The 14,260-nt window shown below is 64.9% G+C and carries 10 protein-coding genes; 8 read left to right on the top strand and 2 right to left on the bottom strand.

Annotated elements, in window-relative coordinates; all coding sequences use genetic code 11:
• Positions 1-9 precede the first annotated feature (9 nt).
• From tadA to D5687_RS04165, 3 genes are all read left to right on the top strand, one after another.
• Entirely contained in the window at positions 10-465 is a 456-nt protein-coding gene (tadA, locus tag D5687_RS04175; RefSeq protein ID WP_204742136.1) for a tRNA adenosine(34) deaminase TadA, read from the top strand.
• Between the two features lie 81 nt (positions 466-546).
• Positions 547-2,451, top strand: a complete 1,905-nt coding sequence (locus D5687_RS04170) for an ATP-binding cassette domain-containing protein (RefSeq protein WP_125198512.1) — start codon at positions 547-549, stop codon at positions 2,449-2,451.
• A 217-nt stretch (positions 2,452-2,668) separates the two neighbouring features.
• On the top strand, positions 2,669-4,588 hold the full coding sequence (locus D5687_RS04165) for a methyl-accepting chemotaxis protein (RefSeq protein ID WP_148097304.1): 1,920 nt from the start codon (positions 2,669-2,671) through the stop codon (positions 4,586-4,588).
• Positions 4,589-4,661: 73 nt separating this feature from the next.
• On the opposite strand, the gene D5687_RS04160 is transcribed toward D5687_RS04165, so the two are convergent.
• A complete protein-coding gene (locus tag D5687_RS04160; RefSeq protein ID WP_125198511.1) occupies positions 4,662-5,111 on the bottom strand; it encodes a TerB family tellurite resistance protein in 450 nt (149 codons plus the stop codon).
• A 96-nt stretch (positions 5,112-5,207) separates the two neighbouring features.
• Here D5687_RS04160 and D5687_RS04155 point away from each other — a divergent pair, with 96 nt between their 5' ends.
• The 4 genes from D5687_RS04155 (at position 5,208) to grxD (ending at position 10,012) form a co-directional block, all read left to right on the top strand.
• Complete coding sequence (locus D5687_RS04155; RefSeq protein WP_125198510.1) at positions 5,208-5,939, top strand: M48 family metallopeptidase; 732 nt, start codon at positions 5,208-5,210, stop codon at positions 5,937-5,939.
• Positions 5,940-6,000: 61 nt separating this feature from the next.
• Complete coding sequence (locus D5687_RS04150) at positions 6,001-7,767, top strand: N-acetylglutaminylglutamine amidotransferase (RefSeq protein WP_125198509.1); 1,767 nt, start codon at positions 6,001-6,003, stop codon at positions 7,765-7,767.
• Positions 7,768-7,937: 170 nt separating this feature from the next.
• Complete coding sequence (locus tag D5687_RS04145) at positions 7,938-9,539, top strand: diguanylate cyclase (protein WP_125198508.1); 1,602 nt, start codon at positions 7,938-7,940, stop codon at positions 9,537-9,539.
• A 134-nt stretch (positions 9,540-9,673) separates the two neighbouring features.
• Complete coding sequence (gene grxD / locus D5687_RS04140) at positions 9,674-10,012, top strand: Grx4 family monothiol glutaredoxin (protein WP_125198507.1); 339 nt, start codon at positions 9,674-9,676, stop codon at positions 10,010-10,012.
• 107 nt (positions 10,013-10,119) lie between these two features.
• Here grxD and D5687_RS04135 read toward each other — a convergent pair whose 3' ends face one another.
• The gene (locus tag D5687_RS04135; RefSeq protein ID WP_158611742.1) at positions 10,120-11,991 is read right to left on the bottom strand and encodes a mechanosensitive ion channel family protein; all 1,872 of its coding nucleotides are present in this window, start codon (positions 11,989-11,991) and stop codon (positions 10,120-10,122) included.
• Between the two features lie 345 nt (positions 11,992-12,336).
• Here D5687_RS04135 and D5687_RS04130 point away from each other — a divergent pair, with 345 nt between their 5' ends.
• Positions 12,337-14,070 (top strand): DEAD/DEAH box helicase, encoded by a 1,734-nt coding sequence (locus D5687_RS04130; RefSeq protein WP_125198505.1) that lies wholly within the window; start codon positions 12,337-12,339, stop codon positions 14,068-14,070.
• Positions 14,071-14,260 lie beyond the last annotated feature (190 nt).

Raw genomic sequence — 14,260 nt, 5'->3', positions numbered from 1 at the left:
GCTGACTCCATGAGCGGCCACGACCGCAAGCACATGCAGGCCTGCCTTGCCCTGGCTCGACAGTCGATCGAGCTGGGCGAGGTGCCGGTCGGCGCCATCGTGGTCGACGCGAACGGAGCCACCATCGGCCGCGGGCACAACCGCCCCGTCGCCCTGCACGACCCCAGCGCACACGCCGAGATACTGGCCATGCGCGAGGCCGGGCGGCATCTGGCCAACTATCGCCTCGACGACTGCACTCTCTACGTCACCCTCGAGCCCTGCCCCATGTGCCTGGCTGCGGCCTCGCACGCCCGCGTCGCGCGGATCGTCTACGCCGCCCCGGACCCGCGCGCCGGTGCCTGCGGCTCTGCCATCGACCTCAATCGGGCCGACTGGCATCACTTTCGTCCCGTGATCGACACCGGCCCCTGCGAGACCGAGGCGGCCGAACTCCTCACCGAGTTCTTCCGCGAACGACGCTGAGGGGATAATCCCCCGCCTTGACGCGGAGCAACCGCGTACAATGCACACCCTTTTCAGCCTTCAGCCTCAAGCTCCGACCCTATGCCCCTTCTGACCGTCGAAAACCTGCAATTCGCCATCGGCGACCGCAAGCTCCTGGATCACGCCAACCTCACCATCGAGCGCGGCGACAAGCTGGCGCTGATCGGTCGCAACGGCGAAGGCAAGTCCACCTTCCTCAAGATGCTGGCCGGCATTCAGCGAGCCGACGATGGCCAGATTCGCCTCGAACCGGGCTCACAGGTCGCCTACCTGCCGCAGGACCCGCATCTCGATACCGACGAGACGGTCTACTCCGTGGTCGCCTCGGGCCTGGGTGACCTGCACGACGTGCTCACCGAGTACCACGAACTGGCGCAGAACGCGGACAGCGATGCCGCACTGGATCGTCTGTCGGTGCTCCAGCACGAACTGGAAACCCGCGACGGCTGGATGGCCGGGCAGAAGGTCGACGAGGTCATGACGCGGTTGGGCCTGGATGCCGATGCCTCTGTGCGCGGGCTGTCCGGTGGGGAACGCCGCCGCGTCCTGCTCGGCCAGGCGCTGGTGATCGAGCCCGAGCTGTTGCTGCTCGACGAGCCCACCAACCACCTCGACATCGCCGGGATCGAATGGCTGGAGGACCTCGTCCGCAATTTCACCGGCGCCGTGGTCTTCATCACGCACGATCGCGCCTTCCTCAAGCGGCTGGCCAACGGCATCATCGAGCTCGACCGCGGTCACCTGACCAGCTGGCCGGGCGACTACGACAACTACCTGCGGCGGGTCGAGGAGCGAGCCAATGCCGAGGCGCAGGAGAACGCGCGCTTCGACAAGACGCTCGCCCAGGAGGAGGTCTGGATCCGTCAGGGTGTCAAGGCGCGGCGTACCCGCAACGAGGGGCGTGTCCGCAACCTGGAAAAACTGCGCGCCGAGCGCGCCGCCCGACGAGACAAGGCCGGGCGCGTGGCCCTGTCGACCGACTCCGGCCGCACCTCCGGCAAGATCATCGCCGAGATACAGGACGCCAGCGTGGCCTTCGGCGACAAGACCGTCATCCGCGATCTGACCACCACGATCCTGCGGGGCGATCGAGTGGGACTGGTCGGCCCCAACGGCGCAGGCAAGTCCACCCTGATCAAGCTGATCCTAGGCCAGATCGAACCGACCTCGGGCAGCATCAAGCGCGGCTCGCAGTTGGAAATCGCCTACTTCGACCAGCACCGTGCCCAGTTGCGCGACAACTGGACCGCCATCGAGAACCTCTGCGACGGTGGCGACCGCCTCGACGTCCGGGGCAGTAACGTCCACGGCATCGGCTACCTGCAACAGTTCCTGTTCACCCCGGAACGGGCCCGCACGCGGGTCGAATTGCTGTCCGGCGGTGAGCGCAACCGCCTGCTGCTGGCCAAACTGTTCGCCAAGCCGGCCAACCTGCTGGTACTCGACGAACCCACCAACGATCTCGATCTCGAGACCCTCGAGGTGCTCGAGCAGGCGCTGTCGGATTACGACGGCACCCTGCTGCTGGTCAGCCACGACCGGGCGTTTCTCGACAACGTCGTCACCGGCCTGCTGGTCTTCAAGGGCGATGGCGAGATCGAGGAAGTCATCGGCGGCTACGAGGACTACCTCGACCAGGCAGCCCAAGGCTCGGCCCCGTCCAACCCGGCTGCCACAACGGCCCAGAAAGGCGCCCCAAAGGCTGGCGCAAACGCGAAACCGACCGGAGAGAAGCCGAAAAAGGCGAAAAAGCGCTCCTACAAGGTCCAGCGCGAGCTCGACGCCCTGCCCGCCCGCATCGAGGCGCTGGAGGCTGAACAGGCCGACTTGCAGACCACCATCAACGATCCCGCCTTCTACCAGGGCGATCCCGCCGAGGTCGAACGCACGCTGGCCCGCGTCACCGAGCTCGAGCAGGAACTCGAAGCGGTTCTCGACCGCTGGATGGAACTCGAGGGCGACTGAGAAACGCCCTTCAATAGGCGACGGAGGGTTGGTTAGGCTCCCCGACTTTTGTCACCTTCGGACCGGACCGGCCAACGCGTGAAGCCGCGCCGGAGAATCGTTTGAGTACGAACTAATACCTCAGCAAATAACTGAGGTTAAAGTTTCCAGCGCATCGGCCGATTTCACGGGTCCCGACTCATCCATCTGCCCCGAGCCAGACCACGCGGAGCCAACCATGCCTGCCCTGTTCAAGAACCTGACCATCGGCGCCCGACTCGCCCTCGGCTTTGCCCTGGTCATCGTCTTTATCGCGGCCCTGATCATCCCTCTGGTGATCACCGAATTCTCGGCCACCATCAAGCAGGCCCAGCAACGCGAGTTGCGCGGGCTGTTCGAAAGCGCACAGGCCGAGATCAGCGCCGAGGGGCGTCTGGCCGAAGCGTTGAGCACGGCAGTTTCGCGCATTCCGGATATCGAACAGGCGATGGCCGAGCAGGATCGGGAGCGGATCAGCACGATGACCCTGCCGATGTTCGCCCCGATGCGCGAGGACTACGGCGCGCGCCAGTTCCAGTTCCACCTGCCGCCGGCTACCTCCTTCTTCCGCGCCCACAAACCGGAGAAGTTCGGTGACGACCTCTCCGGTTTCCGCAAGACCGTCCTGGCGACCAACAGTGATAGCAAGGGCGTTCGCGGCCTGGAGCGCGGCGTGGCCGGACTCGGCATGCGCGGCATCGCACCGATCCGCTACCAGGGCGAGCACCAGGGCAGCGTCGAGTTCGGCATGAGCTTCGGTCAGCCGTTCTTCGACAAGTTCAAGGCCGGCTATGGCGTGGACATCGGCCTGTACCTGGAAACCGACAGCGGCGGCTTCGAGGCCTTCGGCTCGACCCTCGGCCAGCCAGGCGCGCTCGATGCCGACCAGCTGCGTGCCGCCAAGAGCGACACCACGATCTGGGAGCACGCGCTCGACGAGACACCGACGGTGACCTACGCCCATACCATCGCGGATTTCTCGGGTAACCCGGTTGGCGTGCTTGCCGTGAGCATGGATCGCAGCGAGTACGTCGAGCGCCAGGCCGCGGCCCGCAACAAGGTCATCTCCGTAATGGCCGTGGCGATCGCCATCGCCGCGATCATCGGTTTCCTGATCACCCGCAGCATCACTCGCCCGCTGCGTCGCACCGTCAAGGCGATGGACGACATCGCCGCCGGTGACGGCGATCTCACCCAGACGCTCGACGAGAGCGGTCGCGACGAGATTGCCGACCTGTCGGCCGCCTTCAACCGCTTTGCCGGCAAGATGCGCGACTCGATCCACGAAGTCGCGAACTCGACCGGCCAGCTCTCGGCCTCCGCCGAGGAACTCTCGCAGATCACCGCGGACACCAACGAGGGCGTGCAGAAGCAGCGCCAAGAGACCGAGATGGTCGCCTCGGCCATGAACGAGATGACCAGCACGGTCCAGGACATCGCCCAGAACGCCTCGGGCGCCGCCGACGCCGCGCAGAACGCCGACGAGGAGGCCAAGGACGGTCAACGCGTGGTCAACGAGACGATCAACCATGTCGCCGCGCTGGCCGACGAAATCGAGGAGGCCGGCGCGATCATCGGCAACCTCGAGACCGCCAGCGAGAAGATCAGCACGGTGGTCGACGTCATCCGCGAGATCGCCGAGCAGACCAACCTGCTGGCCCTCAACGCCGCGATCGAGGCGGCCCGGGCCGGCGAGCACGGCCGTGGCTTTGCCGTGGTGGCCGAAGAAGTGCGTTCGCTTGCAAGCAAGACGCAGGCCTCTACCCTGGAGATCCGTGAGATGGTCGAGAGCATCCAGGGTGGCTCCAAGCAGGCGGTCGGCGCCATGCAGAGCAGCCAGGTGCACGCCCGCAAGACCGCCGATCAGGCCCGCGAGGCCGGCCAGTCGCTGGTGACCATCACCCGCGCGATCGAGACGATCACCAACATGAACCACCAGATCGCCTCGGCGGCCGAGGAACAGGGCCAGGTGGCCGAGGAGATCAACCGCAACGTCTCCAATATCAACGAGGCCGCCTCCCAGACCGCCGAGGGCGGTGCGCAGACCTCCACGGCGAGCCACGAACTGGCACGACTGGCCTCGCAGCTGCAGGCACTGGTGAACCAGTTCAAGACCTGACGGGCGACCGGTTTAGATCAACGAGCCCCGCAACGATCGGTCGCGGGGCTTTTTATTGGCGCCTCGCCGGCACTCAATCGGCGGCTTGCTCGGCCCGCACCCGGGCGCGGATGAACTCGCTGTGCGGCACGTAGAGCAGGTCGGCTATCTGGCGGATGATCGATTCCTCGAGATGGTGCTTGCCGGCATCGGCGTAGGCTAGGCGCCAGAGTGTCTCGACCACCTGTCGCTTCTGATCCTGGCCGAGTTGCTCGTTGAGCACCCGCACGAACGGGAAAAATCCGGTCGAATCATCCACCTCGGCCGCAGCGTGACGCACCAGTTCATCGGCTTGATCCGCCCCCATGGCAAAATCGTCGATCAGGGTACGGCGAATCACGTCAAGCTCGTCGTCGGCCACGTCAAAGTCCGCCCGGGCCACCTCCATCAACAGGATCGCCACGGCCGCGTCGAGTCGGGTCTCCCGGTTGGTCTCGGCGGCGGGCTGGTCGGGGAAGAACAACGATTGCAGTGTCTTGAGCATCCGGGGCCTCGATCATTGGCTCGAAACTGGTTTCGCGTGCGACCAGCGTAGTCGCTTGCCGTTCCGCTCGCCGCGCTCGGTTAGACTTCGTCCCCAATGAAACGCCTGCTCCCCAAACGATCTACACAAACACGCGTCAGCCGCCTCGACCACCCAATGGGCGAGGTCCGGGTGCAGCGCAAATCGATTCGACACCTCTACCTGCGGCTCGATCCGGCGGATGGTTCGCTGCGGGTCAACGCCCCACGCCGAGTCAGCGACCGCGCGGTGCGGGCGTTTGTCACCAGCCGGGCCGGCTGGATCGAGGAACAGCGCCGCAAGCTGGCCAATCGACCGCCCGTCATCACCGAGGGTCAACTCCCGAATCGACTCCACCTGTTCGGCGAGGAACACGCGCTTGTCTGGCACGACGACTCGACACCCCGGGGGCAAGTGCGGCAAGAGCCCGGCACCATCCGTGTCCACAGCGCCGGGGTCGAGCAGGGGCAGGCATTGCTGCGCGAACACTGCCGCCGGGAATTCAAACGCGTGCTCGACCACCGCGTCCCTCATTGGGCCGATCACATGGCGCTGCCCCGGCCCGAGACCCGCATCCGGCGAATGCGATCACGCTGGGGCACCTGCAACATCCAAGCGCGGCGTATCTGGCTCAACCTCGAGCTGGTGCGCCTGCCGGTCGAGGCGATCGACCTGGTGATCGTCCATGAACTGGCGCACCTGGTCGAGCGCGGCCACAACGCCCGATTCTACGGCGTGATGGATCATGCCTACCCCGAGTGGCGCCGCTGGGAACCGACTCTCTCCGAGTACGGCATCATCGGCCTCTAAGGCGGCCCATTGGGCTAGACTCCCCCGACACAAAATCCTCTCAGAACAGGCGTACGAAACGATGTGTGGCATTTGCGGATGGCTGGAAACCGGCGGACGTGACGGCAACCTGACCGCGGTACGGCGGATGATGAGCCGGCTGGAACGGCGGGGGCCAGACCATGAGGGCAGCTTCTCCGACGGGCCGCTGGCCTTCGGTCATCGGCGTCTGTCGATCCTGGATCTCTCTTTCCACGGTCACCAGCCGATGATCGACCGCGAACGCGGGTTGGCGATCGTCTTCAACGGCACCATCTACAACCACCCGCAACTGCGCGAGGAACTGCAGTCGCTCGGGCATCGTTTCGCCTCCACCGGCGACACCGAGGTGATCCTTGCCGCCTTCCGCGAGTGGGGCCCGGACGGCGTCTCGCGCCTCGACGGCATGTTCGCCTTCGCGATCTGGGACATGCGCGACGAATCGCTGTTCTTGTTCCGCGATCGCCAGGGCATCAAGCCGCTCTACCACACCGTCGGTGACGGCCCGCTGCGCTTTGCCTCGAGCATCCCGGCCCTGCTGGCCGCGGGCAACGTCGACGCCGATTTCGATCCCACCGCCCTGCACCACCAGTTCACCCTGCACGCGGTCGTCCCGGCGCCGCGCACCATCTTCCGCGGCGTGAACAAGCTGCCGCCCGGGCACTGGATGCGCGTCGATCGCAACGGCAACCGGACGCTGAACCGCTACTGGGCCATCGACACCGCCGAGGACCACGACGTCCCGGCCGACGAATGGCCCGATCTCATCCACGAGCGTCTGCTGGATGCGGTGCGAAAGCGCCTGACCATCAGTGACGTACCGGTCGGCGTACTGCTCTCCGGCGGGCTGGATTCCTCGCTGATCGTCGCGCTGGCCCACGAGGCGGGCGTCACCCCGAAGACCTTCACCATCGGATTCGAGGACCAGCCGGAAGAGAAAGGCAGCGAGTTCGAGTACGCCGACCCGGTCGCCGAGCGCTACCAGACCGAACACTTCCGCTTCCACGTGCCCAACGAGCAGGTGCTCACCCGCCTGCCCGAGGCGGTGCGCGAGATGAACGAACCGATGTTCGGTCAGGACGCGGTCGCCTTCTACCTGCTCTCCGAACAGGTCGCCCGCGAGGTCAAGGTGGTGCTCTCGGGGCAAGGCGCCGACGAGGTCTTCGGCGGCTACTTCTGGTACCCGAAGATGGCGGAAACGGAAGGCTCGGACCTCGAGCGCTTCGCGCCCTACTACTTCGACCGCAGCCACGAGGAACTGATGGCGATGGTCACCGAGCGCTTTCGCGGCCCCGACGCCACCAGCGAACTGGTCAAGCAGGGACTGTCGGGAGCCGGCCGCGGCTCGTTCGCCAACCGCGTGCTGGGTTTCGATGCCAGCACGCTGATCGTCGACGATCCGGTCAAGCGGGTCGACAACATGACTATGGCCTGGGGGCTGGAGGCGCGCGTGCCTTTCCTCGACACGGGTCTGGTCGAGGCGGCCATGCGCGTACCGGCCGAGCACAAGCTCGCCCAGGGCGGCAAGGGCATCCTCAAGAGCATCGCCCGCGGGCGGATTCCGGATGCGGTCATCGACCGACCCAAGGGCTACTTCCCGGTGCCGGCGCTCAAGTTCGTGCGCGGCCCGTTCCTGGAGTTCATGCGCGAGATCCTCACTTCGGACACCGCGCGCGCCCGCGGGCTGTTCGAGCCGGCCTACGTGGAGAAGCTGCTCGCCGAACCCGATCGTCACTTCACCCGCCTGCAAGGGGCGAAGATCTGGCACCTGGCAGTCTTCGAACTCTGGCTGCAGGAACAGGGGATTTAGGCCCGGTTTATAGGAAGACTCAGGGAACATTCACGGCGGTCGATTGCCTCACTATCCAGCTTTATGGGCAATCAAATCACGGCGGTACAGACCGCCGTTGGATTGCGTTAGAGTCAATATCAGGAAACGCTGAACTGACTCAGCCCCACCGACTCAATGGACCGAGCCCCATGCCAGACGACGCCGTGACCGAGCCCGAACCCATCGATCTGCCCGACTGGGACGCGGGTTCCCGCGACTGGCCGATGGCGGCCTCCTCGCTGCGGGCGACCGTCGATGACCCCACCGCTCGCCGCGCAACGCGACTGGCCGACCTGCAGAGCCAGGTTCGCTGTCTGATTCAGCGTGCCCGCCACCAGAAACTGCGCGTGCTGCTGGGGGTGCTCAACCGGATCGATCAGGAAATCGAGCGTGAACACGCCCAGGGCTCGGCCGACCTATCAAGGCTCAATCGACTGATCCGCTACTTCGATCGCCTGGTCCAGCACCTACAAAAGACGCAGGACGACACCCCGGAGGCCATTGCGCTATACACCGGCAGTACCGACGTCCCCGAAGTGCTGGAAGATTCCCTGCGGCGCAGCGGATTCGGCGCCCACCCGATCAACCTGGAAAACCCCGATCCGGCCCTACTGGAGCACACGGGCCTATTGATCTATCTCGCGCAGGACGATGCCGATCACGAGCGCGAATTCAGCCAACTTGCCGAGCTGAAAAAGCGCATGTCCGCCTGCGCCCAGTCGCTGATGATCAGTCAGCGCGACGACTTCGCCATCCGCGCAGCCGCCGTGCGTGCCGGCATCGACCACGTGATCACCTACCCGATCGACTCCGCGCGCCTCAACACCCTCCTGACCGGGGCACGCGCCTACGAATGCGACGACGAGCAGATCACCGTGCTGCTGGTCGACGACATGGCCACCGCGGGCATGTACTGGCGCAAGCAGTTCGCCCGCGCCAATGTCCGATTGCTGTTCGAGACCCGCCCCCAGGCCGCCTTCGATGCCGCGATCACCGAACAGCCGGACGTGATCCTGCTGGATCTCTACATGCCGGAGATGGACGGCGTGGACCTCGCGCGCATCTTCCGCGAGCACCCGCAACTCTCGGACGTACCGATCCTGTTCATGTCCACCGAGGAACGCGACCAACACCGGCTGGAGGCCAAGCTCCAGGGCGGCGACGATTTCCTCAACAAGTCGATTGCCGGCGACGATTTGATCCGTATGGTGCGCTACCGTGCGCAACGCTACCGCCAGGCGCGTGCCGAACGTCGCACCGACTCGCTCACCGGGCTACTCAACCACCGCGCAATCACCAACCTGGTCGACAGCGAGCTCGACCGCGCCATCCGTCAGGAGCAACCGCTGTCGGTCGTGATGATCGACATCGACAACTTCAAGAGCATCAACGACACCCACGGCCACCCGAGTGGCGACCGCGTTATCCGCCGGCTGTCGACCCTGCTCAATACCCGCCTGCGCAAGTACGACGGCGTGGGCCGCTACGGCGGCGAGGAGTTCCTGGTCGTCCTGCCGGCCACCGAGATCGATGCGGCCGTGGAGCTGATCGACCGGCTGCGCGAGCAGTTCGCCGAGATCGCCGTGACCACCGAGTCCGGCGACACCATCCACTGCCAGTTCAGCGCCGGTGTGGCGGGTTATCCCGAACACATCACCCCGCAAGAGATCATCAACGCCGCCGACGGCGCGCTCTACAGCGCCAAGCAGGCCGGCCGCAACCAGGTCAAGGCGCGCCACTACGAACATTAGTGCGCCCTGCCTGTCGGGCCGCGCCCGTGCAAGCCTTGCCAAATCGGTACGAATTTGGTCCCATATAAAGTCATTCGGCCCGCCGATTCATCGACGGGGCCACCAGACACCGACTTAGACGGGAGACCATCACCATGGATGCTCTTGAGCGCATCGACCAGTTCGTCAAAGAAAACCCGATCCTGATCTTCATGAAGGGCACGCCGCAGTTCCCGACCTGTGGCTTTTCCAGCCGTACCGCCGAGGCAATGAAGGCCTGCGGCGTGCCGTTCGGCTACGTCAACGTGATGGCCGACCCGGAGATCATGCAGGCCCTGCCGAGCTACCAGGACTGGCCGACCTTCCCGCAGGTCTACGTCAATGGCGAGCTGATCGGCGGCGCGGACATCACCATCGAGATGTACGAGCGTGGCGAATTGAAGCCGCTGTTCGAAGAGGCGGCGGCCAAGGCGGAGGCCGACAAGGGCGAATAACCGGCAAGGCAAACACCGATCGATCATCGACCCGGCCCAAGAGGCCGGGTTTTTTTGTTGGCTGCAGCCTGAATAAGGCTCCGATACCAGACACACCCGCAGGCGTGTCAGTTGTTCTCGGCAAGATCGTCGGGACGCGCCCCGACACCGTGACGCTCTTCCTGCGACCGCTGTGGCGTCGTATCGCCGTCCCCGCGACTCGACTCTCCACTCGACCGGCCATCGGCCAGCTCTCGCTCGAGCACCACCCGTGAGCGCGGCAGGTATCGCCCATCCTCGAGTTCCTGCAGGAAAGCGATCAATCCTTCACGCACCTTGCAACGAAGGTACCAGGCGGCCAACCCGTCGGTCGCACTCACCAATGCCCGCACCTCCAGGGTCCAGTCGCGACAGTCGGTGACCAGGACGCTGGCCACCTCGCCGTCGTGGTTCTCGTCATCCTTGACCAACTCGGCCAGCTTCTCCCGGATCGCATCAATCGGCGCGGTGTAATCGAGATACAGGTAAACCTCGCCATAGACGTTGAGGTCGCCATCCTCACTGGCATACGAGTAGTTGTAGATCGGCTCGTCGATCAACATCGTCGACGGCACGGTCAGTCGGCGCAGGTCCCATATGCGGATCACCGCGTAGGTATAGGTGATGTTCTCGATGTATCCCCATTCGCCCTTGAAAATCACCAGGTCCCCGATGCGCATCGGCTGGGTGAGCGCCACCTGCAGCCCGGCAAACAGGCTGGCGATGCTGCGTTGGGCACCGATACCGATGAGCAGACTGATCAGGCCGGCCGAGGCGAGCAACGAGAGCCCCAGCGAGGCAAACCAGTCGAAGGTCGATAACGCGACAATCACACCCACGAAAAAGATCACCCCGATCAGCGTCCGACTGAGCACCGTCATCTTGGTGTTGTAGGTGCGGGCAAGAAAGATGCTGCTGTCCTCCAGTCGTCGCAGCTTGCTCTGCCCGTAGGTGGAAAAGAACATGCGCACCACGTTGATCAGCAGCCAGGTCACCGAGCCGGCCACGCCGACGAAGACGAGCGACTCGTAAAACGACTGCGCCGGAGCAGGCAACAGGATCAGCGGCTCGAACAACGACCCCGCCAGCAGGAAGAAGACCAGCGACAGGAACGCAAAGCCGACATAACGCCGCAGGTAAGGCATCCAGTCAGCCACCACATCATTCGGCAAAAAGCGCCTTGCGAGACGCAACACCGCCCAGCGGATCAGCAAGGCCAGGATCGCGCTGAGCGCCACACCAAGGGCCGCCAGTCCCAACCGAAACACGTTGCTTTCCAGCACCTCGTACTTGATTCGGTAGAACGGCAACATGGAGACAATCTTCCCCATGCCCGTGTTGTCGTACAGAACGTCCGTCCCGGCGACGGTTTCCGCATCGAACCACCAGCGCGCGCCCTCGTCGGTAACCGTGCGCACGAGACGCACCGGCACCTGCTCTCCCGCCACCTCGAACTCCGTCAACAGGATCGAGTCTCGGGGAGACCGTTCCTCCTCACGTTCCTTTTCACGCAATCCGTCGCCATTGTTCGGCAATACGTCCTCCCGCAATTGCAGACGCTGGCGCAGCACATAGGTCAACTTGCCGGCGGCGTCCTCCATCTCGGCCTGCGTCATGTCGCCGGGTACTTGCAGCGATTTGGCAGCCTGTCGATAGTCAGCACTGCCCGCCGCCGCAATCAGGTTCATCAGGGTTCCACGTGGCGTGCTGAGATCCCCTATCGCTGTGGAGCGCAGGTCCCCGTCCGGTTCGTAGAGGCGCGAGTCGAGATTCGGCTCCGGCGTCTCGTCGTCATCATCCGTCGCGGCGGCGCTGGACGAGCCTGCCCCCGGCGTCAACGCGCTGCTGGTAGCCGCTCCCAGTGGCGTGGCCAGCACCAGAAGACCCACTACCAGCAGGCCCCGCCAAGACGGTAGTCGCGACCGGATCGGATAATGGGCGAATCGAGGCCAGCGGCGCATGGGAAGATACGACTCGAATCCGTGGACCATTTCTAGCTCCATTTGCCATTGACCAATGACGCGGGCGCGCGCCTCACTCAACATAGCAGCCATCCCATCGTCGCGTCGGCCACCTCAATAGTCGGAGACGCACAATAGTTCGGGACAAAGCGCTCCCGGAACGGTAGAATGACCGATTACTCGGGATTTACCGCTTTGCGTCGCCTTGCGATACACCGCGCCCCCGGGTTTCCGCCGAGCCACGAGCCCGCCAAAGAGCCCCGGACCATCTCCGGAGCGCTCCGATGTGAGGGCCCAGCGCCCGCCTGTCCCCCGCGGCCCCTGCCGCCTGTTGTTGAGATATCCATGTCCGATACCCCCGCTACCGAGCAACCCTCGGTTCGCTTTGCCGATCTCGATCTGAGCCCTGCCATCCAGCAGGCGATCCAAGACGTCGGCTACGAAACCCCCTCCCCGATCCAGGCGCAGAGCATCCCGCCGCTGCTGGAAGGCCGCGACCTGATCGGCATGGCCCAGACGGGCACCGGCAAGACCGCCGCGTTCGCGCTGCCATTGTTGAGTCGCATCGATACCAGCATTCGCGCCCCGCAGATGCTGGTCCTCGCCCCGACCCGCGAATTGGCCATCCAGGTCGCCGAGGCGATGGCCAACTACGCCCGCCACATTCCCGACTTCCACATCGCTCCGATCTACGGCGGACAGGCCATGTTCCAGCAGCGCAAGCTGCTGCAGCGCGGCGTGCACGTGGTCGTCGGCACCCCGGGCCGCATCCAGGATCACCTGCGTCGTGGCACGCTCCAGTTCGACCAGATCCGCATGGTCGTCCTCGACGAGGCCGACGAAATGCTGCGGATGGGCTTTATCGACGACGTCGACGCGATCCTCGCCGAGGTCCCCGCCGAGCGCCAGGTCGCCCTGTTCTCGGCGACCATGCCCGAGCCGATCCGTCGCATCGCCCAGCGTCACCTGCGCAACCCGCAGGAAATCAAGATCAAGAACAGCACCAGCACCGTCTCGGCGATTCGCCAGCGGTTCTGGCCGGTCTCGGGCATGCACAAGCCCGACGCGCTGACCCGCATCCTCGAGGTCGAGGACTTCGACGCCGCGATCATCTTCGTGCGCACGCGTCAGGCCACCAACGACCTGGCCGAGCGCCTGCAGGCACGGGGCCACTCGGCCGCGGCCCTGTCGGGTGAAATGGGCCAGGCCGAGCGCGAAAAGACGGTCGAGAAGCTCAAGAACGGGCAACTCGACATGATCGTCGCCACCGATGTCGCCGCCCGCGGCCTCGACGTGCCGCGCATCAGCCACGTCATCAACTACGACATCCCCTACGACACCGAGGCCTACGTCCACCGCATCGGCCGTACCGGCCGTGCCGGGCGCTCGGGCGAGGCGATCCTGTTCGTCACCCCGCGTGAAAAGCGCATGCTCAAGGCCATCGAGCGGGCCACGCGCCAGCCGATCGAGCAGATGCGTCTGCCGAGCGCGACAGACATCGCCAGCAAGCGCAGCTCACAGCTCAAGGACCAGATCACCGAGGTGCGCGAGGCCGAGGAACTGACACCGTTCGTCGAGATGTTGAACGACTACCAGAACGAGCACGACATCGAGATGGCCGAGGTGGCCGCCGCACTGGCCTTCCTGCTGCAAAAAGATCGCCCGGTGATCGCCGAGCAGATCAAGGAAATGGCCCCGCCGCCGGCCATGCAGGAGCGTGACAGCGGCCCGCGCGACGATTCCGACAAGATCCGCTATCGCATCAATGTCGGCCGCGAGCACGGCGTTACGCCGGGCAACATCGTCGGCGCGCTGACCAACGAGGGCGGCATCAACGGCAAGCAGATCGGTGCGATCGAGATCGAGCAGGATCACAGCTTCGTCGACCTACCCGGAGGCATGCCCGACCGCCTGGTCCAGCAGATGAGCAACATCCATCTGTTCGGCATCAAGCTCGGCCTGCAGGCGATCGGCCCCGCACCCGCCGGCCGACCGCGCCGCAAACCCCGCGGCCCCGGCGGCCCGGGTGGCCACCCCGGCAAGGGGCGCCCGCCGCGTCGCAATTTCGACCGTCGATAAGGAATTCGACCATCGATAAAGAAAATGGCCGCCCTCGGGCGGCCATTTTGCGTTTGGGCCGTCACGTGCATTGTAGGAGCGGCTTCAGCCGCGAAACCAGAACAAATTCCCACATGAACATTTCGCGCCTGAAGACGCTTGTATGTTTACCCCGGCAAGTCAAAAACTGGGCTTGTCGGGGTGGAGGGAC

Source organism: Guyparkeria sp. SCN-R1, assembly GCF_003932495.1.
Taxonomy (GTDB): domain Bacteria; phylum Pseudomonadota; class Gammaproteobacteria; order Halothiobacillales; family Halothiobacillaceae; genus Guyparkeria.
Note: the sequence above shows the minus strand (reverse complement) of the source record. Positions and strands in the feature narration are given on the sequence as shown.